The sequence below is a fragment of the Reyranella sp. genome, assembly GCF_004297405.1.
Lineage (GTDB): Bacteria > Pseudomonadota > Alphaproteobacteria > Reyranellales > Reyranellaceae > Reyranella.
In genome coordinates this window covers 146,631-166,706 of sequence record NZ_SCVC01000030.1, presented here as the reverse complement: position 1 = coordinate 166,706, position 20,076 = coordinate 146,631, and the positions used below count along the sequence as shown (strand labels likewise).

Annotated in this window: 24 protein-coding genes; 13 read left to right on the top strand and 11 right to left on the bottom strand. The window is 65.2% G+C overall.

What is annotated here, in order from left to right:
• Positions 1-9 precede the first annotated feature (9 nt).
• Positions 10-234 carry a DUF465 domain-containing protein gene (locus EPO50_RS18390; protein ID WP_296346458.1) on the bottom strand — a complete coding sequence of 75 codons (225 nt, stop codon included), beginning with the start codon at positions 232-234 and terminating at the stop codon, positions 10-12.
• Positions 235-390: 156 nt separating this feature from the next.
• On the opposite strand from EPO50_RS18390, the gene EPO50_RS18385 reads away from it, so the two are divergent.
• Positions 391-678, top strand: coding sequence for a helix-turn-helix domain-containing protein (locus EPO50_RS18385; RefSeq protein ID WP_296346457.1), 288 nt, complete (start codon positions 391-393; stop codon positions 676-678).
• A gap of 9 nt (positions 679-687) precedes the next feature.
• Entirely contained in the window at positions 688-975 is a 288-nt protein-coding gene (locus EPO50_RS18380) for a DUF6127 family protein (protein WP_296346456.1), read from the top strand.
• Positions 976-996: 21 nt separating this feature from the next.
• On the opposite strand, the gene EPO50_RS18375 is transcribed toward EPO50_RS18380, so the two are convergent.
• Both EPO50_RS18375 and EPO50_RS18370 read right to left on the bottom strand, forming a co-directional pair.
• Positions 997-1,716: a dienelactone hydrolase family protein gene (locus EPO50_RS18375; RefSeq protein WP_296346455.1), complete on the bottom strand. Its 720-nt coding sequence runs from the start codon at positions 1,714-1,716 to the stop codon at positions 997-999.
• Positions 1,717-1,792: 76 nt separating this feature from the next.
• Positions 1,793-2,320, bottom strand: a complete 528-nt coding sequence (locus EPO50_RS18370) for a dihydrofolate reductase family protein (protein WP_296346454.1) — start codon at positions 2,318-2,320, stop codon at positions 1,793-1,795.
• A gap of 102 nt (positions 2,321-2,422) precedes the next feature.
• Here EPO50_RS18370 and EPO50_RS18365 point away from each other — a divergent pair, with 102 nt between their 5' ends.
• Positions 2,423-3,778 carry a squalene monooxygenase gene (locus tag EPO50_RS18365; protein ID WP_296346453.1) on the top strand — a complete coding sequence of 452 codons (1,356 nt, stop codon included), beginning with the start codon at positions 2,423-2,425 and terminating at the stop codon, positions 3,776-3,778.
• 33 nt (positions 3,779-3,811) lie between these two features.
• Here EPO50_RS18365 and EPO50_RS18360 read toward each other — a convergent pair whose 3' ends face one another.
• The 4 genes from EPO50_RS18360 to EPO50_RS18345 form a co-directional block, all read right to left on the bottom strand.
• Entirely contained in the window at positions 3,812-4,225 is a 414-nt protein-coding gene (locus EPO50_RS18360; RefSeq protein ID WP_296346452.1) for a nuclear transport factor 2 family protein, read from the bottom strand.
• A gap of 127 nt (positions 4,226-4,352) precedes the next feature.
• A complete protein-coding gene (locus tag EPO50_RS18355) occupies positions 4,353-4,964 on the bottom strand; it encodes a YopT-type cysteine protease domain-containing protein (RefSeq protein ID WP_296346451.1) in 612 nt (203 codons plus the stop codon).
• 71 nt (positions 4,965-5,035) lie between these two features.
• Complete coding sequence (locus tag EPO50_RS18350; RefSeq protein ID WP_296346450.1) at positions 5,036-5,344, bottom strand: AzlD family protein; 309 nt, start codon at positions 5,342-5,344, stop codon at positions 5,036-5,038.
• A complete protein-coding gene (locus tag EPO50_RS18345; RefSeq protein ID WP_296346649.1) occupies positions 5,341-6,114 on the bottom strand; it encodes an AzlC family ABC transporter permease in 774 nt (257 codons plus the stop codon). The genes EPO50_RS18350 and EPO50_RS18345 overlap by 4 nt, the downstream gene beginning before the upstream one ends.
• 111 nt (positions 6,115-6,225) lie before the next feature.
• On the opposite strand from EPO50_RS18345, the gene EPO50_RS18340 reads away from it, so the two are divergent.
• Positions 6,226-6,684, top strand: a complete 459-nt coding sequence (locus tag EPO50_RS18340) for an Lrp/AsnC family transcriptional regulator (protein ID WP_296346449.1) — start codon at positions 6,226-6,228, stop codon at positions 6,682-6,684.
• 4 nt (positions 6,685-6,688) lie between these two features.
• Here the strand turns inward: EPO50_RS18340 and EPO50_RS18335 are convergent, their stop codons facing one another.
• On the bottom strand, positions 6,689-7,129 hold the full coding sequence (locus EPO50_RS18335) for a DUF5990 family protein (RefSeq protein ID WP_296346448.1): 441 nt from the start codon (positions 7,127-7,129) through the stop codon (positions 6,689-6,691).
• A 73-nt stretch (positions 7,130-7,202) separates the two neighbouring features.
• Positions 7,203-7,337, bottom strand: coding sequence for a lasso RiPP family leader peptide-containing protein (locus EPO50_RS18330; protein WP_296346447.1), 135 nt, complete (start codon positions 7,335-7,337; stop codon positions 7,203-7,205).
• A gap of 209 nt (positions 7,338-7,546) precedes the next feature.
• On the opposite strand from EPO50_RS18330, the gene EPO50_RS18325 reads away from it, so the two are divergent.
• The 5 genes from EPO50_RS18325 (at position 7,547) to EPO50_RS18305 (ending at position 12,631) form a co-directional block, all read left to right on the top strand.
• The gene (locus EPO50_RS18325; protein WP_296346446.1) at positions 7,547-8,185 is read left to right on the top strand and encodes a hypothetical protein; all 639 of its coding nucleotides are present in this window, start codon (positions 7,547-7,549) and stop codon (positions 8,183-8,185) included.
• Positions 8,178-8,816 (top strand): hypothetical protein, encoded by a 639-nt coding sequence (locus EPO50_RS18320; protein ID WP_296346445.1) that lies wholly within the window; start codon positions 8,178-8,180, stop codon positions 8,814-8,816. The genes EPO50_RS18325 and EPO50_RS18320 overlap by 8 nt, the downstream gene beginning before the upstream one ends.
• Positions 8,813-10,765 (top strand): hypothetical protein, encoded by a 1,953-nt coding sequence (locus EPO50_RS18315; RefSeq protein ID WP_296346444.1) that lies wholly within the window; start codon positions 8,813-8,815, stop codon positions 10,763-10,765. Before EPO50_RS18320 ends, EPO50_RS18315 begins: the two co-directional genes overlap by 4 nt.
• A 280-nt stretch (positions 10,766-11,045) precedes the next feature.
• Positions 11,046-11,426: a hypothetical protein gene (locus tag EPO50_RS18310; protein WP_296346443.1), complete on the top strand. Its 381-nt coding sequence runs from the start codon at positions 11,046-11,048 to the stop codon at positions 11,424-11,426.
• A 113-nt stretch (positions 11,427-11,539) separates the two neighbouring features.
• The gene (locus EPO50_RS18305; RefSeq protein WP_296346442.1) at positions 11,540-12,631 is read left to right on the top strand and encodes a hypothetical protein; all 1,092 of its coding nucleotides are present in this window, start codon (positions 11,540-11,542) and stop codon (positions 12,629-12,631) included.
• A 222-nt stretch (positions 12,632-12,853) separates the two neighbouring features.
• Here the strand turns inward: EPO50_RS18305 and EPO50_RS18300 are convergent, their stop codons facing one another.
• Positions 12,854-13,504: a glutathione S-transferase family protein gene (locus tag EPO50_RS18300; protein WP_296346441.1), complete on the bottom strand. Its 651-nt coding sequence runs from the start codon at positions 13,502-13,504 to the stop codon at positions 12,854-12,856.
• 207 nt (positions 13,505-13,711) lie between these two features.
• Between EPO50_RS18300 and EPO50_RS18295 the strand changes: the two genes are divergently transcribed.
• Positions 13,712-14,593, top strand: coding sequence for a dienelactone hydrolase family protein (locus EPO50_RS18295; protein WP_296346440.1), 882 nt, complete (start codon positions 13,712-13,714; stop codon positions 14,591-14,593).
• A 20-nt stretch (positions 14,594-14,613) separates the two neighbouring features.
• Here EPO50_RS18295 and EPO50_RS18290 read toward each other — a convergent pair whose 3' ends face one another.
• Entirely contained in the window at positions 14,614-15,303 is a 690-nt protein-coding gene (locus tag EPO50_RS18290; RefSeq protein WP_296346439.1) for a DUF4336 domain-containing protein, read from the bottom strand.
• 424 nt (positions 15,304-15,727) lie between these two features.
• Between EPO50_RS18290 and groL the strand changes: the two genes are divergently transcribed.
• The 3 genes from groL (at position 15,728) to EPO50_RS18275 (ending at position 19,766) form a co-directional block, all read left to right on the top strand.
• Entirely contained in the window at positions 15,728-17,368 is a 1,641-nt protein-coding gene (groL, locus tag EPO50_RS18285) for a chaperonin GroEL (protein ID WP_296346438.1), read from the top strand.
• 23 nt (positions 17,369-17,391) lie between these two features.
• Complete coding sequence (locus EPO50_RS18280; RefSeq protein WP_296346437.1) at positions 17,392-17,907, top strand: hypothetical protein; 516 nt, start codon at positions 17,392-17,394, stop codon at positions 17,905-17,907.
• 179 nt (positions 17,908-18,086) lie between these two features.
• Entirely contained in the window at positions 18,087-19,766 is a 1,680-nt protein-coding gene (locus tag EPO50_RS18275; RefSeq protein WP_296346436.1) for a multicopper oxidase family protein, read from the top strand.
• Positions 19,767-20,076 lie beyond the last annotated feature (310 nt).

The window sequence follows — 20,076 nt, the reverse complement described above, 5'->3', positions numbered from 1 at the left end:
CTGTCTGTCTCAGGCGATGATATCGGGGATGAGCTGGCTTTCCAGCTTGATGATCTGGTCCTTCAGCCCGAGCTTGCGCTTCTTCAGCCGCTGCAGCTGGAGCTGGTCGAAGGGCGGCTTCTCGATCAGGCGATCGATCACCTCGTCGAGATCGCGATGCTCGCTGCGCAGCGTCTCGAGCTTGGCCTTGATCGCTCCGGCGTCCAGCGGCGGATCAGACGTCGTGTCGGTCATTTCTGGGCGTACCGTCCGGAGAAAATAGTCGGGTTCCGGCGGACCGGAACTGTGGATATGTCGGCCCATCATACCCCCACCAATGCGGGGCTGGTGGTTCTTTATCTATACGCCAGCCGGCCTACGGTGATGTTGCGCCCAAGGAGGGGCCTTCCCGTGACCCGTTCCCCTGCGACCCACCCCACTATCTGCACGCCGACGCCTCTCGGCGTCGAGATCCGGCGCATCCGCCACGAGCAGGGCATTTCCCAGCGCCGGCTGGCCAAACTGGCCGGCGTCGACCGCGCCTCTCTGCGCCGCTTCGAGGAGGGCCAGTCGCGCGGCAACCTCCAGCTCGTCGAGGCCGTGGCCGACGCGCTGGGCTACGAGCTGGAGCTGATGTTCCGCGGCTTTGCCGGCGGCATCGCGCTCCATCCTCTGCCTCCCGATCCACCCGAGCGATGAGTGCACGCCATGAGCACGAACCTGATCGCCCACCCCAACGACCCCATCATCCTGAGCCACCTGGAACTGAACGCCCTGATCGAGGCCGCCGTTGAGAAGGGCGCCGAGAAAGGCGCCGAGCGCGCGCTGGCCCGGCTTGGCCTCGCCGACGGCAATGCCGTGCGCGACATTGCCGAATGGCGTTCGCTGGTCGACGCCTACCGCGCCATCCGCCACGGCATGCTGCGCACGATCGGCCAGATGATGGCCGCCGGCACCATCACCGCGCTGCTCACCTACTTCTATTTCAAGCGGTGAGGCCCGTGCTCCGGCGGCGTTCTACGCGCCGAACCGCTCGTGGAAGAAGCCACGCATCGCCGCCCATGAGCGCTTGTCGGTCTTCTCGTTGTAGAGGATGGCCGGGTTGAGCGAGCCGTCGGCCTCGGGGTTGGTGAAGCTGTGCACGGTGTTGCCGTAGCTGATGACCTGCCAGTCAGCCTTGGCGGCGCGCATCTCTTCCTCAAAGGCCACGACCTGATCGGCCGGGATCATGGGATCGTCGGCACCGGTGCAGCAGAGAACGCCTGCCTTGACGCTTCCGGCCTGGGCCGGCGCCTTGGTCTGCAGTCCGCCATGGAAGCTGACGACGCCTTTCAAGTCCACGCCGCCGCGCGCGAGCTGCAGCACGGTCGAACCGCCGAAGCAGAAACCGATGCCGCCCAGCTTCGCCGGGTCGACCTCGGGCCGCTGACGCAGCACGTCGAGCGCGGCGCCGGCGCGCGCCAGCAGCTTCGGCGGATCGCCCAGCAGGTCGGTGATGATCTCGATGGCCTTCGGCAGCTCGGTCACCTGCTTGCGGTCGCCGAACATGTCGGCGGCGAAGGCGACGTAGCCCAGTTCGGCCAGCATCTTCGCTCGATCCATCGCATGTTTGCCGAGACCGAACGCCTCGTGCACGACCAGCACGCCCGGACGACGCCCGGTCTTCGTCTCGTCATAGGCAAGAAAGCCACGGCAGGTCAGCGAGCCGTCGCGGTATTCGATATCGGCGGTCTTCATCTCGTCTTCTCCTCTACGCGTTCGCGGCACGGTGATAGATCACCACGACTGCAGTCAAGTGACGACGAGCCGTCGTCTATGCAGGAACGTAGGTCAACCTGATCGCGTCGCCGCCGATGCGTTCGCTGGCGACGAGTCGGAGCGGCGGCCGGGTACGCGTGAAGAACGGCTTGCCGTGCCCGAGCACGGCGGGATGGAAGTAGAGTCGATATTCGTCGATCAGCTCGGTCACGCTGCCCGCCAGCTCCGGTCCCGAAACCGAAAGCTCCCCCGCGAGCCGTTCCTTCAGCCCGCGTATCGTCGCCGCGACGTCGTCCGCGATGAGCGTCGCGTTGGGCCCGACCGACTTCAGGGTCCGCGACACCACCCACTTCGGTTGCCGCCGCCACGCCGCGGCAAACTCATGGTGCTCGGCGTTCCACTCGGGGCGGTCCTCATCCCAGTAGCGCATGGCTTCGTACATGCGGCGTCCGTACACGCTGCCCGCCAGATCGCGCACATGCTCGATCCAGTGACGATAGAGCGGGGCATCCGGCGGCGCCAAGCGCTCGTGGTCGATATAGCCATCCAGCGACAGGTTCATTCCGAAGACGAGCTTCGCCATGCCACAAAATCTCCACGCCAAAAGTCTTCGGAACCGCTTGAGCCACCGTTACACACAATCGCGGCTCACGTAAGGTCTTCGCTACAAACGGGGGAGGAAGCGATGGCGCCTTCTTCAATCGGCAGGCAGGCCGTCGTGGTCGGCGCCGGCATGGGCGGGCTCGCGGCCGCAGGCGCGATCGCTCCGCACTTCGAGCAGGTGGTCGTGGTGGAGCGGGACGTACTGCCCGCGGAGCCCGTGGACCGGCCGGGGATTCCGCAGGGGCCGCATCCCCATGGACTGCTGGTCAGCGGCCAGCGCGCGCTGAGCGAACTGTTTCCCGGCTTCGAGCAGGACCTCGTGCGCGCCGGCGCTGTATCGTTGATCGCCGGTCTCGATGTTCGCATGGAGCGCCCGGGCTACGATCCGTTCCCGCAACGCGATCTGGGCTGGCGCACATACGCTCTGTCGCGGCCTGCCATCGAGCGTGCGGTGCGACGGCGCGTCGAAAGCCTCGCGAACGTCACGCTCCGCCAGCGCTGCCGCGTTCGGGAATTGCTGGCGACGCCGGAGGGCGCGACGGTTACGAGTGTGCGTCTTGAGAACGGCGCCGGCTCGACGGAAACGCTCGAGGCCGATCTCGTCGTCGACGCTTCCGGGCGCGGCGCACTCACGCTTGCCCTTTTGAAAGCGACCGGCCGGCCGCTGCCGGAGGAGACCGCCATCGGCGTCGACTTCGGCTACGCCACCTGTGTCTTCGCCATTCCCGACGATGCGCCGACCGATTGGAAAGGCGTCATGACCTTCGGCGGCCCGGGCCCCCAGGGCGCACGGGGCGGTCTTCTGTTTCCACTCGAGGGCAACCGCTGGATGGCGGGCCTCGGCGGCCGTCACGGCGATCAGCCGCCCGGCGACACCGAAGGCTATCTGGCCTTCATGCGCGGGCTGCGGACACCGACAATGTACAACGCGATCAAGCACGCGAAGCGTCTGGGCAGCGTCGCGCGCTACGGCGCTCCCGAGAGCGTGCGGCGTCATTTCGAGCGCCTCGAAACATTTCCGCGCGGGCTTCTGCCGATCGCGGACGCCATCTGCCGCTTCAATCCCGTCTATGGCCAGGGCATGAGCGTTGCCGCTCTGGAGGCTTGCCTCCTCAGGCGATTGCTCGAAACGCCGACAGACAAGGGCGATCCCATCGCCACGCTGGCGCATGTCTTCTTCGCCGAGATGCCGGCGCTCATCGAGACGCCATGGTCGGTGGCCACCTTCGACTTCGTTCATCCCGAGACGCGGGGAGAACGTCCGGCGGATTTCGAGACGAGGCTCGCGTTCAGCATGGCCCTGACCCGGCTCGCTGCAGAAGACCCGGCCGTTCATCGGTTGACGGCCGAGGTCCAGAGCCTGTTGAAGCCGCGCAGCGTCTATCGCGACGATCCTGCTCTGATGAAGCGCGTTATGGCGATCATGGCCCAGGGGTGAGCCTGTCTACGAGAACACGCCCTCGTCGGAACCCTACGCCCAGCCGAGTTCCTTCATCGCCCAGCCGGCGTTCCAGATCTTGGTCATGTGACGGATTTTGTCGCCGTCGAAGTCCATCGAGTAGACGTAGTCGCTGCTCGTCTTCTTGCCGGTCGGCGGCGGCCCGCCCTGGCCGGTGTGCGTGCCGGAGAACACGGCATAGGCGGTGACGTTGTTGCGCTTGCTGTCGGTCGCGAACGATTTCAGATCGTAGCGGCCATCGGGCATCATCCCCATCAGCCCCTTCATCCACGTGGCGTATTCCTGCAGCGTCCGCAGATCGGCCAGCGGCTCGGCCTGCGAGGAGAAGGTGGCGTCCGGCTTGCAGAAGGCCTGGCACGCCTCCCATCCCTTGCCGGCCTCGCAGGCTTCGAAGAACTGGGTGGCTACCTCGTTGATTGATGCCATTGCGGCCCCCTGTGCGAGTTCGCTCCGCTGTCCGTTGCCGGATTTGCTGATTCAGGAAGTTTACGCCCGATCGCACAGCCGAACGTCGTGTCAACTTTGAGACCTGGGCGGTGACGCTCAACGACGCTCAACTGTGCGGCGGGCGGATGCCGACGATGCCGGTCTTGGTATTGTAGGTCGTCTTGTACTTCGTCTTGTCGAGATAGGCGGTGACGTAGGTCTTGAAGGTGCTCTCGCTGGCCATCGAGATGTGGAAGTAGTTGGCGTCGAACAGGTGATAGCGGTTCTGGCGGTCGTGGCAGAGCGCGATGGCGTGGGCGCCGCTCGCGCCGCGCAGCGAGATGCCGTAGCAGCCATAGGCTTTCGACATGATCGACCAGAAGAAGTTGGCGCTGGGCCCGCGGTCGCGCGAGGCGACGAGGGCGGTCGAGACCGTGCAGGCGAAGCCGCTGGTGGCCGCCTTCCAGCCATCCGTCCATTCGACGCGCTTCATGGCGTCGGACAGGTTCTGCGACATCGTCGCGTGCCAGGGTGGGTTGTCGCAAACCTGGCCGGTGAAAGGGAAGTTCAGGCCCTGATAGCGATAGGCGATCCAGCACGCGGCGAGGCCGATACAGTAACCGTCGTAGGCGCTGCCCCACGGGCCGGGCTGGGTGAGGACCGAGGTCTGCGCCTGGTCCATCGCGAAGACCAGATGGCCCTTCGCCTTGGCGTCCAACTGCACACTGTCCCAATTCATCGAGCGTCTCCCCCTCAGGTCTGCTTGGCGGGTGAACTCGGCAACGCTGGAACGCGACTCTGCTGTGCTGACTATATCCCAGATTGTAGCAGGTAACGCAGCAGGCCGGAGGAGGCGATGCCGATCAGCACCGTGGGCAGCATGGAGAGGCGCGTGGCCGCGAGCAGCGTGATCAGCAGCGCGGCGAGGTCGGCCGGGTTGTCGGCGACGAAGCTGGGGGCGATGACGGAGATCAGCACGCAGCCCGGTGCGGCCTCGACCACCGCCATTGCACGCGGACTGAGCGTGCGATTGCGCAGCACGAGATAGCCGCCGATCCGCGTGAGATAGGTGACGCCCGCCATCAGCAGGATGGTGAGCAGGACGGTTGGCTCGATCATGGACGGTTCGAGGATGAGGCGTCACCCGCCAGCACCCAGGCGGCGGCGAGGCCGGACAGTGCGCCGGCCGCGACATACCAGGCGCCGGGCACGAAGAGATAGGTGAGGGCGGCGACGACGAGGGCGACCAGCCACGGCCGCGCCGCGCGGAAGCCCGTCCACATGCCGCGCAACAGCACCAAAAAGATCGCCGGGAAGGCGAGGTTGAAGCCATAGGCTTCGGCGTCACCCAGCAACGGCCCCAGCACGGCGCCCAGAGTCGTGAAGGCGACCCAGGCGAGATAGAGGCAGAGGCCGCAGCCGATGAAGTAGGGCAGGCTGAACGCCGGATCTTCGCTCGCGCTTTTACCTCGCGCCGCGCGCCGCCGCGCATCGGCGAGGCTGAGCGCCCAGCTCTCGTCGCACATCAGGAACAGCGCGGGGAACACCTTGCGCTTGGGCAGGTGCTGGAGATAGGGCGCGAGTGCGGCGCCCATCAGGAGATGGCGGCTGTTCACCAGGAAGGTGATGAAGCCGATCAGGGCGATGTGCGGCGGCGAGGTCCAGAGCTGGATCGCGGCAAACTCCGAACCGCCGGCGAAGTTCAGCCCGGTCATCAGCGGCACCTCGCCGAGGGCGAGGCCCTTTTGCGCCGCCTGCGCGCCCAGCACCAGCGCACCGGGCACGACGCCCAGCAGGATGGGAATGCAGGCGGCGACGCCGCGCCGGAACTCCGAGCGCCAGTCATCCCTCCGCGCGCCGCCGAGCGATGTCTCCAGTTCGATGGTCATGCGCCGGACGGTATTCCACACCGCGAGCATTTTGATTGCGTTCATGCCGGTCTTTGCGGGAGAATTGGCATTTAAATCACAAAGCTAGACCTTTCCTGGAAGGGAATGCCAATGACCCTGGACGAGATCGACCGCCGCATCCTGCGCGTGCTGCAACGGGACGGGCGCATCCAGAACACCGAGCTGGCCAAGAAGGTCGGCCTCTCGCCGTCGCCGTGCCTTCGCCGTGTGCGGCTGCTCGAGGAGGCGGGCGTGATCGACCGCTACGTCGCGGTGGTGAATCCGGCGAAGGTCGGCAAGGGCCTGACTCTGTTCGCGCGCATCGGGCTCAAGACCCAGGACGAGGACACGATCGCCCACTTCGCCAAGGAAGTGGCAAAGCTGCCGCAGGTCGTCGAGTGCCACCTGATACTGGGCGAGTACGATGCGCTGGTTCGCGTGGTGGCGGCCGACATCGAGGATTATCGCCGTTTCCAGTCGGAGCATCTCAGCCGCATCAAGGGCGTGCAGAATGTGAGGACCGAAGTGCCGAGCCAGATCCTGAAACCGGCTTCGGCGCTGCCGGTGTAGGGGCTCAACGCGCGACGACCCTCCGCCCGCCGCGCACCGTCGCGCAAGTGGGCGTGCCGTCCGCGCCGGTGCCGGCGACCCGTGTTTCGATAACGCCACCGCTCTTTGCGGCTCGATTCAGCAGGTCGTTCCCGATGTCGTGGATGTCGATCTTCATCCGTCGGGACCACGGCGAGGACGCATCGCCGGCCAACTGGCCGATCCGAATATAGACAAATCGACGTTCCGGACCTTCGCGACGAACCTGATCGCCGGAGAATTTGGGACCAGGGGCGATGCGGACGGGGAAATCAAAGACGAGCGGTTCGCCGCCGCGCGACTGTTTCGGATCGAGCGGCTCTCCATCCTTCGACTGAAGGCTGTGGGCGACGCCGATGACCGGCTGCTCGATGACGATGCGAAAGTCGACGACGGTTTGCGCGATGGTCTGCTGGGCCCGGGCCATGCGCGTTGGTAGCATGACGAGGCCGCGAACTGGAGGCGGCTGACTGGAGCCTCTGCCGCCCGTCAGCGTGCCGTCAGCGCGTGCGGCGCGGCTGCTTGCCCTTGCCGCCGTCGCTGCGGCCCGACCACCCAACCGACTGGGTGATGTCGCGCAGGGAACCCCATTCGATCAGCACTGGCGGCGCGTAGGGCTTCTTCGCTTTCGGCAAAACGCTATCGGCCGGCGGCCTCTCATCGCCGCCGGTCCGCTTCCCTTCTTGTCCCAAGAATACCCCCACGTCCCCAAGCGCTGCGTTCAAGCCCCTGCATTTTCTGCACGGATGCTTACAGAAGCCTTACGTTACCCGCGGTTGCACGCCGCCGCCATGGGGGCCGTCGCCGGTATCGCGCGATTGTGAAGTCGCAAAGGCTGCGGTCGATGAAAATCGATCGCAACAAGTTCTTCGCCGCCGTGCGCGTCTCGTTGTTCGGCGGCACGCTCTATCAGGGCCAGGTCGACGGCATCGAGGCGATCCTCGACGAGTGGGAGGTGCGCCGGCCTCCCGGCCTGCACCACGACCCGCGCCATCTCGCCTACATGCTGGCCACCGTCTATCACGAGGTCGCGCGCTCGATGCAGCCGATCCGCGAATGGGGCGACGAGCGCTATTTCTTCCGGCTCTACGACATCGCCGGCGAGCGGCCGGGCACGGCGCGTCATCTCGGCAACCTCAAGCCCGGCGACGGCGCGCGCTTCTGCGGCCGCGGCTTCGTGCAGCTCACCGGCCGGCGCAACTACCAGCGCATGACCGACCTCCTGGGCATGCCGCGCTTCGGGCTCGATCTCGTGGCAAAGCCCGACGCGGCGCTGCAGCTCGACGTCGCCACCGCGATCCTGTTCGAGGGCATGCTCGACGCCGAGTCGGGCTTCGGCGATTTCACCGGCCTGTCGCTGGAGGATTTCTTCGGCGTCACCAAGGACGATCCCGTGGGCGCGCGCCAGATCATCAACGGCCGCGACCGCGCCGAGCTGGTCGCCGGCTACCACCGCCGCTTCCTGGCCGCGTTGCATGTCTAAGGCCGGATCTCGCAGGCCGCCGGAGTGGACGGCGCTCACCACGCCCGAGAACGTCGATGAGATCCATCGTCTGCTCTTTGCGGGGCTCGGCCCGCGCGCGGTCGCGCAAAAGGTGCAGGCGACCGATCCGCCGATGTTTCCCGGCACGGCGATCCTGCGGATCGAGAGATGGTTCCAGCGCTATCGCACGGCCTTCATCCTGCCCGAGCGGATGCGCGAGGTGCTGATGGCCGCCAAGGAGCGCGGCGTCACCTCGGTGCGCCGCAAGCTCGACCTCATCGAGGAACTGGAAGACCTCGCCCTCGAACATCGCGCCCGCTTCCGGCGCGGGCTGGCCGCCGAGAAGGAGGCGCCGCTGCCGCTGCCGGCGGTGACGCGACTCGCCGCTGCTTACGGCGAGGCGCTGGAGCGGCTGGCCCGGCTCTATCTCGAAACCGGCCTCATCCAGCGCATGCCGCGGAGGGTCACCGGCATGGTGCAGGACCTGATGGGCAACCGCGCGGTGTTCGAGTTCACCGAAGAGGAGGCCGCCCGCTTCTCCAAGGACCGGCTGCTGGAGGGGGTGGCGCACTCATCCTCCTCCCCCGTCACCGGGGGAGGTGCCTCGTCTGACGAGGCGGAGGGGTCATGACCCCTCCGTCAGCGCAGACGCTGACACCTCCCCATCTGAATGGGGAGGAGCGCCGAAACATCGACGCCGCCTACGATCTCATCGCCAAGGTGCCGGTGTCGGGCCGCACGGTGCTGGATCATGCGGCGGTGCTGCCGCGCGAGGAACGCGGCGCCTATCTGATCGCCGCCGCCACGCACTTCGCCGGCCTCATGCCTGACGCGCACCGCTACCGCCTGCTGCCGGTCGATCTCCGCACCTTCGTCGAGAGCCGCAAATATCTCGGCCGCCGCGGCATCGTCTATCCGGCGGTGATGGAAGCCCTCGTCGAGATGAACGACGGCACCTATGTCGAGAGCGTGCTGACCGGCGGCATCGGCTCGGGCAAGACCACGGCGGCGCTTTTAGGCATGGCGTGGCAGCACTATCTGCTGTCCGTGCTGAAGGACCCGCACCGCGACTACGGCCTCGATCCCGCGTCGGAGATCCTGAGCGTGTTCCAGTCGCTGAACGCCCGCACCGCTCGGGACAACGACTACACGCGCTTCCGCAACATGATCGCGGCCTCGCCCTATTTCCGCGAAGTCTTCCCGCTCGATGCCGCGCGCGAGGCCGAGATGGTCTTTCCCCGCCGCATCGTCGCGCGCTCGCTGACCGGCAACGTCCACGCCGCCATCGGCGCCAACGTGATGAACGCGGTGTTGGACGAGGTAAATTTCATGCGCATCGTCGAGGACTCGGCGCAGTCGGCCGATGGCGGCGTCTTCGACCAGGCGCTGGAGATGTACAACGGCATCGTGCGGCGGCGGAAATCGCGCTTCCTGAAACACCAGCGCCTGCCGGGCATGATCTATCTCGTCTCGTCCAAGCGCTATCCGGGCGAGTTCACCGACCGCAAGATCGAGGAGGCGCGGCGCGAGCGCGACCAGCGCGGCCGCAGCTCGATCTTCGTCTATGACAGGACGGTCTACGACATCAAACCCGCCGGCACCTATGGCGCGGCGCGCTGGAGCCTGTTCCTCGGCGACGCCACGCGCCGGCCGCGCATCCTGAATGAAGAGGAGGGCGCGTCCGTACCGCCCGAGGACGCACACCTGATCCGCCGCATCCCGCACGAGTTCAAATCGGAATTCGAGCACGATCTCCTGTCGGCGATCCGCGACATCGCGGGCTGCTCGACCCTGGCGATGAACCCCTACCTCATCAACACCGAGGCGGTGGCCGCCGCGTTCGGCGCACGGCCGTCGGTGCTGTCGCTGGAGCGTACGGATTTCGTGACGACGCGGCCCGCGATCCATCGCGAGCACATCGCGCAGCCGCAGGAGCCGCGGCTGGCGCATGTCGATCTTGCCGTCAGCGGCGACAGCGCGGGCGTCGCCATCGGCTATGTCGAGCGCTTCGTCGACGTGTCGCGCTCCGGCAGCACGATCGAGCGCCTGCCGAAGATCAACTTCGACCTCGTGCTAGAGGTGAAGCCGCCACGCAACGGCGAGATCGAGTTCGAGAGCCTACGCCGCCTGTTCTATGCCCTGCGCGAAAGCGGCATGAACCTGAAGTGGATCAGCTTCGACACCTATCAATCGCGCGACAGCATCCAGCTCCTGCGCCAGCAGGGCTTCGTCACCGGCACGCAATCCATGGACGCCGACTCCACGGCCTACGACGTCGCCAAGACCGCGCTCTACGATGGCCGGGTCGCCGCCCCACGCCACGAACACGCGCGCACCGAACTGATCCGCCTCGAACGCGATCCCAAGACCGGCCGCATCGACCACCCCGCCGGCTTCTCCAAGGACTGCGCCGACGCCATGGCCGGCGTGATCTACGGCCTCACCTATCGACGCGACACCTGGGCCCGCCACGGCGAATCCATGGCCGCCATCCTGCAATCGATTGCACAAAAGATCGACCAGAAGGACGTGAAGTCAGAGACGGCGCGAGCGGCGGGGCAGGGACGGCATAGGGGATAGCTAGGGCGCCACGTCAGGCGCGCGATCACAACAGCAGCGGCTCACCTTCGAGGTAAGTCAGAAGCGCGGCCAGAGCTAACTCACTGATAAATAGTATTATTCTTCGATGCCACCGCTGTCGAAGAGGCTCGAAACTGAGCCCTCGATATCTTGGGCCGCATTTCCACCGCCGAGAACAAAAATAGCACTCGACTCACCACTTATTGTGGATGGAAAATAGTGACGCCCAGCATCTAGCCATGCCGGGCGTCAGTCCATCGCCATGCAATAGGAGAACCACATGGCAGACATCGTTTGGCCGGGCTGGTCCAGCCTCACCTACTCTTACTGGTTTATTGTCGACGCTGCAAACCGGCCTATCTATTCCGAGCCCGGAAACTATATGTTTGTCCGAGAAGCGCGTCCTGGTTTTTGGGCGCCCCTCTATATCGGTATCACTGACAATCTACGTCAGCGACTGTGTACTAATCATGAAAAGTGGCCGCTAGCGCTTGCTTTCGGGGCAACTCATGTGATGGCGCATCGCCAGCCCAACCAATGGCTGCGCGAGACCGAAGAACGGGATCTCATCGGCCGCTGGAATCCCGTCTGCAATACGCAGCATCGAACTGATGGTGGCCTTCCCGCGATCCGTAACGCTCTTGCTTTGCTGCGGGCCTGACCGAACGGTGCGTCACTCAGTTTCACTGGAAGCAAGGTGACGCACCGCCTGTCTGTTAGGCCGAGCATGTAGCAAGCGCAAAAACAACAACTACAAACTGGAGGTGGCCGCAGATGAGCGCAATGCCCAAGACCTCGCCGCTGAACAAGACTGACAATCGACGTCTTTGGGCGACCTTCAGCCGAGCCATCGGCGCCGAATTGCGCGACCTCGAAACCATCAAAGGAGCAACCGGTCTCGAACATCCTGCGCTCGCCATCGCTGTCGACGACAAGAATAAACGCGTGATTATCTTTTCAGCGGAGCAGAATGCGCGGATAGCTGCCCTCATGCAGGGCGATGTGCAAGCGACTATGCCGGACGTCAATGTCTTAATCTGCCGCCCCGTTACCGTCGATCTTGGAGCAATCGTAAGAGGATTCTTTCCGCCATCCGCTGAGGCAACTGTCAACATCTCTGCGCTCATGCAACGTTTGACCGATTTCAACCAGATGGACTCGGAGAGCCAGACAAAAGCCTTGGAGATCGCAACACAGACCCACTTGAGAAATCCATTGATGGCGTTGGCGCATGCGCCGATTCCTGCGTTGGTTCAACTTACGGATGTGCTTCAGCAGGCGAGATTTCTTGACTGGAACCGAATTATCACCGCGTTCAAGGACACAGTAGGCACACCTGTTTCTCTAGAAGCATTGCGGCGGTTCGATACGATTGAAGTCGATCGACAGCATGGCGTTTGCGCGGTGCCATTGTACGAATTTGAGGAGAATGATTGGGAGCTGTTTTTCAGCGGCAAGCGTATCGACGATGCACAACGGCGTCTGCAGGAGCTGAATATCTACCAGTATTTCTTTCCATCACCCGATCAGCTCGCTTTGGGGTTAGCGGAGAAAGGTGTCAATTCGCCTTCGCAGATCGTGGATATTGTGAGAGACGCACCAGCAATGGGACATCCCCTAGGCTCCACTGAACTGGTGCCTGCGACCACCCAGCTTCCTGAATTGCTCGATCAACTCGGTGAACGTGGCTACGTTCTAGATGGTGAACATGGGGTTGAGATTACCGAGATGGGTCGGACAACAAGAACCTTGATCAGGTTTCGGCCCCGTGAGGGTCTGATCACAAAGATGCTAAATCGGTTCAACCTTAACGCGAATATCAATGCCAGCTTAAATGCGAGCGTTACACCGAAAGACTTTGTTTGAGATTGCAGCTCTTCCCGTCGCCACGCTGTATGAACAATAGGGCAGTCGAGCAGTCTTCTATTTGGATTGAAGCTGCCCCGTCGCTGCGCTCTCTTCTCAAGGTGGGGAGGAGAGAGCACGCGCCTCGCGAGTAACATTGCCGCGTCCAGGCGAAGTCCGAGGCGGCGGGCGTCACCTAATAGCGCGAGCACGCTAGCTGGGCGAGTTTCATACCGGACTTCGTCACCTCTTCGATGCCGCCTCAAAGACTGCCAACTGAGCCGCGAAGGCGCGTTGGTAGGCGGGGCGGCCTTGGCCGCGGGCGATGTAGGCGGGGAGGTTGGGCGTGCCGTCGAGCAGGCCCGAACTTTCCAGCCGGCGCAGCACCGTCACCATGAGCAGGTCGCCGGCGCTGAAGTCACCGTCGAGCCAGTCGGCATCGCCCAGCCGTCGCGAGAGCTGATCCAGCCGGGTGCGGATGCGCTCCTCCAGGATCGGCCGGCGCGCCTCGAACCAGTCCTTGTCGCGCTCCACGTAGCTGGCCATCTCGCGCTCGACGATGGGCGGCTCCACCGTACTCATGGCGGCGAACATCCAGGTGATGGCGCGCGCCCGGCCATTGGCATCGGCCGGCAGCAGGCCGGGATGGCGCTCCGCGATCTGGAGCACGATGGCGCCGGACTCGAACAGCGCGAGGTCGCCGTCCTCGTAGGTCGGGATCTGGCCGAAGGGCTGCAGCGCTAGGTGCGCCGGCTCCTTCATCGTCCTGAACGAGACGAGACGAACCTCGTAGGGCTGGCCCACCTCTTCGAGCGTCCAGCGCACGCGCATGTCCCGCGCCAGCCCGCGGCCGCGATCCGGCGACGCTTCGAAGGCGGTGATCGTGACCGTCATCGTCGTTCTCCTTAGTGTGTCTGTCTGGAAGACGGGCGGGTCGGCGCGATTCCGACATCTTCGGCCTCGCCGTTCAATTGGCATGGCCTCCGCCCGCGCAGACGCGGGCACCTCCCCCAATGACGGGAGGTGAAGACTCCTTCCCATTCAAATAGGGAGGTGCCCCGAAGGGGCGAAGGGGGCAAGCTGGCGGCGGGAGAGGCGAGCATGAGAAGGGCCACCAGCACGTCGCTATCGGCCTTCATCGCCGCCATCGGCATGGCCTTGCTCCTTGCCATCGTCGCGGCGGCAGATGCAGCCGCAGAGACGGTCCGGTTTCCCGTCGCGACGACTCCGCCGACGCCGTTGCAGGAGCGGCTGGCGCGCGAGCGCGGGCAGCCGCTTGCCGCCGCGTCACCCGCCGTCGAATTGACCGGCGAGCTTTATCGACCGGCCGGCACGGGGCCCTTTCCTGCCGTGGTTTCGTTGCATGGATGTGCTGGCCCGCCATCTCGCGCGGTCGCGGATGCTGCTGGCGCGGCCTATGTCGCTCTCGGCTATGCGCTGCTGGTCGTCGACAGCTTCGGCCCACGCGGCGTCACGCAGCGCTGCGCCACCGAATCCGGCGTTCCGGCGGACCGGATCATGGATGCCTATGGCGCCTTGATATATCTCGCCGGCCTTCCGTTCATCGACCCCGACAGAATTGCCGTTGCGGGATATTCGCAGGGCGCCGATACGGCCCTCGGGGCGGTCAAACTGGGCGGCATCGAAACGCAGTTCGACCGGAAGTTCCGCGCCGCCATCGCCTACTTTCCGTATTGCGTCGCCTCCTATGGCGCCGTGTCGGTGCCCGCCGTCATCCTGATCGGCGACCTCGACGAAGCGACGCCGGCGCGAGCCTGCCGGGACATGATGGCCGGGCGGAGCGGCGAGGGTGCGCCGCTGCGGCTCGTGGTCTATCCCGGCGCGCATCACGCGTTCACCAGCGCCCGCCTGCGCGACAAGCCGGAAACGACCTACGGCTACCGCAGCGAATACAACGAGGCTGCGGCCCATGCCGCCTGGGAAGAAGAGCGTGCCGTTTTGCGCGAGGTCTTCGGGCGTTAAGGACCGTGCAATCGGCGGCGTCAGCGAGCCAGCCAGGCAAACGCACGGCGCAGGAAAGCGCGGGCATTCTTTTCGACGGGCGTGCCGTGCGCCATCAGCACCGTCTCGGCGGGCCACGCGAAGATGCGTTCGAGGGAGTGGCGCGCGGCGCGGCGGTCGATGAAGGCGACGCGAAACTTGCGCGGCACCGCCGGCTCGGGGCCGACCATGAGGTCGAGCTTCGCCACGAGGGCACGCCAACCGGAGAACGAGGTGGCGGGAAACTGCTGGAGCAGGTCCGTAAAGAGCACGGTGCCGCTCCTGGCGTGGAAGAACACCGCCTCTGTCGTGATGAGATTGCCCTGCATCAGGACCTGGTCGATCTCGCCGATCCACTCCGCGCTCGGCGTATTTCCCAGGTCGGCATCGAAGGCAATGTCCCTGCGCTTCTTGCGCAGTCCCGGCGCAGCGTGGACCTTGGCGGCGGGGCAGGCGCGCTTCCATTCGGGAAGAAACAGGTGGTGAAGCGAATTGGGTGCAACGATGTGCTGCACCGTACCGAGCGCCTCGACCTCTGCCCGCAGACTGTCCGTGAGCCGTATCGGCGACCAGACGAAGAGGCGGCCGCCTGACAATCTTATGACCGCCATCCGCGTGGGATAATGAAAGCCGGCGACAACGACGTCGGCTCCCTCCGAGGTCCAGATCTCGTGACCGAATTGCTTCAACATCTCCGGCCCGATGCAGCTGGTACCGGCGGATAGCTAGGCGTTGAAGATCGTACTCGCAAGCCCGGTGGCGCCTGGCCGTGCAATCGATTGCACGAGCACCGTGCCTGAGGCCGACCCTTCGAGACGCACCGCTTAAGGCGCATGTGAATGCGCCGATGGGCGCTCCTCAGGGTGAGGCGAGAAGGGGGCCGCGCCTGTCCTCGGGCGTCTCGGGGCCTACTAACCCGCTTCCCAGCCCCCGATTCCCCCAGATATCGCTTGTTAGTTGCCCGCGGCACACCAAGTCTCTATCGGTAGACCGGGCCCCGCCATCGTCAGGAAGTCGACGGCGTAAACACTGGCTGGATCGGCCTGTCTGTCGCTTCCGGCGTCCAGCCTCCCGGCTCCTGCTTCCCCGTCTTTCAGTCCAATAAGGAACACGACCATGTCAGCGAAGGAAGTACGCTTCGGCGGCGATGCCCGCACCCGCATGATCCGCGGCGTCGATGTCCTGGCCGATTCGGTCAAGGTGACGCTCGGGCCGAAGGGCCGCAACGTCGTGCTCGACAGGTCGTTCGGCGCGCCGCGCATCACCAAGGACGGCGTCACCGTCGCGAAGGAAATCGAGCTTTCCGACAAGTTCGAGAACATGGGCGCCCAGCTCCTGCGCGAGGTGGCGACGCGCACGTCCGATTCGGCCGGCGACGGCACCACGACTGCGACCGTGCTGGCCCAGGCGATCGTCCGCGAAGGCGCCAAGTCGGTGGCCGCGGGCATGAACCCGATGGACCTCAAGCGCGGCATCGATCTCGCGGCCGACCTGGTCGCCGACGAGCTGAAGGCGCGCTCGCGCAAGGTCTCGACCAACGAGGAGATCGCCCAGGTCGGCACCGTCTCGGCCAACGGCGACAAGGCGATCGGCGCCATGATTGCCAAGGCGATGGACAAGGTCGGCACCAGCGGCGTGATCACCGTGGAGGAGGCCAAGAGCCTCGATACCGAACTGTCGGTCGTCGAGGGCATGCAGTTCGACCGCGGCTATCTCTCGCCATACTTCATCACCAACCCCGAGAAGATGATCGTCGAACTCGACGACCCCTACATCCTGATCCACGAAAAGAAGCTGTCGGGCCTGCAGCCGCTGCTGCCGCTGCTCGAACTGGTGGTCCAGACGGCCCGGCCGCTCCTGATCATCGCGGAGGAGATCGAGGGCGAGGCGCTGGCCACCCTGGTGGTGAACAAGCTGCGCGGCGGGCTGAAGGTCGCGGCCGTGAAGGCGCCAGGCTTCGGCGATCGCCGCAAGGCCATGCTGGAAGACATCGCGATCCTGACCGCGGGCCGCGAGATCAGCGAGGATCTCGGCATCAAGCTCGAGAACGTGACCCTCGACATGCTGGGCACCGCCAAGAAGATCCACATCGACAAGGACAACACCACGATCATCGACGGCGCCGGCAAGAAGAAGGACATCGAGAGCAGGGTCGGCCAGATCAAGGCGCAGATCGAGGAGACCAGCTCCGACTACGATCGCGAGAAGCTGCAGGAGCGGCTGGCCAAGCTCGCGGGCGGCGTCGCCATCATCAAGGTGGGCGGCGCCACCGAGATCGAGGTCAAGGAGAAGAAGGACAGGGTCGAGGACGCCATGCACGCGACCAAGGCCGCGGTCGAGGAGGGCGTGGTGGCCGGCGGCGGTGCCGCGCTGCTCTACGCCACGCGCGTGCTGGAAGGAAAGCGCGGCGGCAACCACGACCAGCAGGTCGGCATCGACATCGTGCGCCGTGCGCTGCAGGCGCCGGTGCGTCAGATCGCGGCGAATGCCGGCTTCGACGGCGCGGTGGTCGCGGGCCGCATGCTCGACCAGAAGGACCATGCCTACGGCTTCGACGCCCAGAAGGGCGATTACGTGAACATGATCAAGGCGGGCGTCATCGATCCCACCAAGGTCGTGCGCGCGGCGCTGCAAGGCGCGGTGTCGGTGGCGGGGCTGCTGATCACCACCGAAGCGATGGTGGTCGACGTGCCCAAGACCGACAACGGCATGTCCGCGATGCCGGGCGGCGGTGGCATGGGCGGCATGGGCTTCTAGGCGGGGCTTGCGGGAGGTCTCCTATGACCTTGCGACCGGAATACACACTCGGCCATTCGCCCTACAACGCGTTCCTCTTCGCGACTGTCGGCGAAGAGAAGGAGGGCGTGCCGCTGTCGGTGTTCAGCGCCCTGACTCGGCTGGGCTACGATCCCTGGCGCGAGGCCGCGCGGCTGGCGAGCCTGCCGCAGGAGACCGCGGCGCGGGCCTTCGCCGTCACGATCGCAATGCTGCCCGAAGGCGACTGGAACGCGGCGGACGTCGAGACGATGGCCGCGCGCCTGGTGGGCTGGCTGCCGGTATCGGGCGCCACGCCGGCCATTCCTGTGCTAAGGAAGAACGACAAGAAGCAAACGAAAGGGACGGCGATGAACGGTGGATCTGGACTCGGGATGTTGCTGGCCTGCGGCATCCTCGTGGTGGCGGTGTTCCTTTTCGTGAAGGACGTCACGACCGACAACAATCTCGAAGCCGGCCGCAACGCCACGATGCAGATGCAGGGCGTGTCGCTGCAGTACCAGGGGCCGGTGCGCTCCTGAGTCTGTCTCTCTAAGCCTGTCTCGCTGAGCCTATCCCCTTAGGCCTCTTTCCCTGAGCGGCCGCGCCTCGACGCTGGCCGTTTTCCGTCCGGGCCGCTATGTTCTCGGCAGTACGGGGGTGTGGGCAGTCTCGTTCGACCGGTGCAACCGGGACGGGCGGGACTGGAGAGTTGGGGGCTATGACCAAGAAATCGGAAATCACCGGCACCGGCCGCACGCCGGGTTCGCAGGCGTCGCGTCGTGGCGTGCTTCAGGCTGGCCTTGCTTTGGGTACCGTCGCGCTCGGCGGCGGCACGGCATTGGCGCAGACCAGCGGTGCACAACCGGGCGGCCCTCATGCGGGTCACGCCGGCCACGTAACGCCGGGGGCTCCCGCGCCCGTCGCGCCGGCATCGCCCGCCGTCCATGCTGGCCACGCCCATATGGCCGAAATCGGCGTGGCCGCGAGCACGGCCCCGCCGCCGCTCGACCAGCCGCTGATCGAGCCGGAAGCTCGTCGTTCTCAGAACGGCGTGCTCAACACCAGCATTCGCTGTGCCTACACCTGGCGCAACATCGGCGCCCGGCGGCTCTATCTGCGCAGCTACGAGGGCGGGCTGGCGCCGACCCTGCGCATGAAGCCCGGCGAGACGCTGAAGGTCCGGCTGGACAACGACCTGCCGCCCAACCGCGACTTGATGCCCAGGGACATCACGCGGCCGCACCAGTTCAACAACACGAACTTCCATTTCCACGGCGCGCATTGCAGCCCGAGCGGCATTGCCGACAACGTCATGCGCACCATGCTGCCGGGCAAGTCCTACGACGTCGAGATCGCGCTGCCCAAGGACCATACGCGCGGCACCTACTGGTACCATCCGCATCATCACGGCTCGGCCGACGTTCAGGTGGCGAGCGGCATGGTCGGCGCCATCGTCGTCGAGGGCGATTTCGCCGAAGTGCCCGAGATCGCCGCGGCGCGCGAGAGGGTCATGCTGCTGTCGCAGGTCGTGTTCGACGCCTTCGGCATGATCGAGGATTTCGGCAGCACGCTCTTTCCCGAGGACGCGACCCGCTTCCTCGCGATCAACGGCCAGCGCCGCCCGACTATCGACATGCGGCCGGGCGAAGTGCAGCGCTGGCGCGTGGTCGGCTCGCAGTATCAGGACAACATCCTGATGGAGCTGGCCGGGCACCGGCTGAACGTCATCGCCTACGACGGCATCCCGCTCACGTCGATGCAGGAGAAGAAGCAGCTCCTGATGGCGCCGGGCCAGCGCGCCGACGTGCTGGTGCAGGCGGGTGCCGCGGGTACCTACGAGCTTAACGCCATGCCGTACAACCAGGGTCATCCGTCGCCCAGCGGCCCGCTGGCGCGGGTCGTCGTCTCGGGCGAGCCGATGGCGATGAAGCTGCCGGCCGCGCTGCCCTCCAAGCCGCCGTTCGAGACGATCCGCGACGAGGAGATCACCGGCCGACGTACGCTCGTCTTCTCGGGCGCGGGCGATCCGCCGGGCAACGACCCCGGCGCGCACTGGCAGGAATTCACCACGCTCATCGACGGCAAGACCTTCGACCCTACGCGCATCGACCAGCGGGTGAAGCTGGGCGCCGTGGAGGAGTGGACGATCCGTAACATCCACCAACACGACGACCATGTGTTCCACATCCACATCAACCCGTTCCAGGTGACGGAGATCGACGGCAAGCGACCGGATGACCTCACCTGGCGCGATACGGTGGTGGTGACGCGCGCCGGCGGCAGCACGGTGTTCCGCTCGCGCTTCCTCGACTACACCGGCATCTTCATGCTGCACTGTCACATGATGAACCACGAGGAGATGGGCATGATGCAGACGGTCGAGGTCTACAAGGACTGACCCATGTTCGAAGGGCGACGTCGCTTGCTGCAGAGTAGCGGCTCAGTTGAACTTCTTAGCCGTTGACCATGCTTTCAACTAACGCAGAGACGGCCCACAATGGAGGAGGTTTGGGAGGTAAGTATGTCTGGTGGATGGACCGTTCGAGTAACGATGAAGGTAAACGGCGGGGGAACATCTCAGCGGCTGTTCCATGCTGCGTGTTCTGACCCTATCGAAGCCGAGAAAGCTGTCAGAAAGTATGACCAAATCGACACTTCGGACGTTCTTGTAGAGGCTGTCAGTCGGTTATCTGAAGCAGAACTGGATG

Coding starts and splice junctions, on each gene's coding strand:
- EPO50_RS18390 (WP_296346458.1), bottom strand. CDS start 234: ATGACCGACACGACGTCTGATCCGCCGCTGGACGCCGGAGCGATCAAG.
- EPO50_RS18380 (WP_296346456.1), top strand. CDS start 688: ATGAGCACGAACCTGATCGCCCACCCCAACGACCCCATCATCCTGAGC.
- EPO50_RS18375 (WP_296346455.1), bottom strand. CDS start 1,716: ATGAAGACCGCCGATATCGAATACCGCGACGGCTCGCTGACCTGCCGT.
- EPO50_RS18370 (WP_296346454.1), bottom strand. CDS start 2,320: ATGGCGAAGCTCGTCTTCGGAATGAACCTGTCGCTGGATGGCTATATC.
- EPO50_RS18365 (WP_296346453.1), top strand. CDS start 2,423: ATGGCGCCTTCTTCAATCGGCAGGCAGGCCGTCGTGGTCGGCGCCGGC.
- EPO50_RS18360 (WP_296346452.1), bottom strand. CDS start 4,225: ATGGCATCAATCAACGAGGTAGCCACCCAGTTCTTCGAAGCCTGCGAG.
- EPO50_RS18355 (WP_296346451.1), bottom strand. CDS start 4,964: ATGAATTGGGACAGTGTGCAGTTGGACGCCAAGGCGAAGGGCCATCTG.
- EPO50_RS18350 (WP_296346450.1), bottom strand. CDS start 5,344: ATGATCGAGCCAACCGTCCTGCTCACCATCCTGCTGATGGCGGGCGTC.
- EPO50_RS18345 (WP_296346649.1), bottom strand. CDS start 6,114: ATGACCATCGAACTGGAGACATCGCTCGGCGGCGCGCGGAGGGATGAC.
- EPO50_RS18340 (WP_296346449.1), top strand. CDS start 6,226: ATGACCCTGGACGAGATCGACCGCCGCATCCTGCGCGTGCTGCAACGG.
- EPO50_RS18335 (WP_296346448.1), bottom strand. CDS start 7,129: ATGGCCCGGGCCCAGCAGACCATCGCGCAAACCGTCGTCGACTTTCGC.
- EPO50_RS18325 (WP_296346446.1), top strand. CDS start 7,547: ATGAAAATCGATCGCAACAAGTTCTTCGCCGCCGTGCGCGTCTCGTTG.
- EPO50_RS18320 (WP_296346445.1), top strand. CDS start 8,178: ATGTCTAAGGCCGGATCTCGCAGGCCGCCGGAGTGGACGGCGCTCACC.
- EPO50_RS18315 (WP_296346444.1), top strand. CDS start 8,813: ATGACCCCTCCGTCAGCGCAGACGCTGACACCTCCCCATCTGAATGGG.
- EPO50_RS18310 (WP_296346443.1), top strand. CDS start 11,046: ATGGCAGACATCGTTTGGCCGGGCTGGTCCAGCCTCACCTACTCTTAC.
- EPO50_RS18305 (WP_296346442.1), top strand. CDS start 11,540: ATGAGCGCAATGCCCAAGACCTCGCCGCTGAACAAGACTGACAATCGA.
- EPO50_RS18300 (WP_296346441.1), bottom strand. CDS start 13,504: ATGACGGTCACGATCACCGCCTTCGAAGCGTCGCCGGATCGCGGCCGC.
- EPO50_RS18295 (WP_296346440.1), top strand. CDS start 13,712: ATGAGAAGGGCCACCAGCACGTCGCTATCGGCCTTCATCGCCGCCATC.
- EPO50_RS18290 (WP_296346439.1), bottom strand. CDS start 15,303: ATGTTGAAGCAATTCGGTCACGAGATCTGGACCTCGGAGGGAGCCGAC.
- groL (WP_296346438.1), top strand. CDS start 15,728: ATGTCAGCGAAGGAAGTACGCTTCGGCGGCGATGCCCGCACCCGCATG.
- EPO50_RS18280 (WP_296346437.1), top strand. CDS start 17,392: ATGACCTTGCGACCGGAATACACACTCGGCCATTCGCCCTACAACGCG.
- EPO50_RS18275 (WP_296346436.1), top strand. CDS start 18,087: ATGACCAAGAAATCGGAAATCACCGGCACCGGCCGCACGCCGGGTTCG.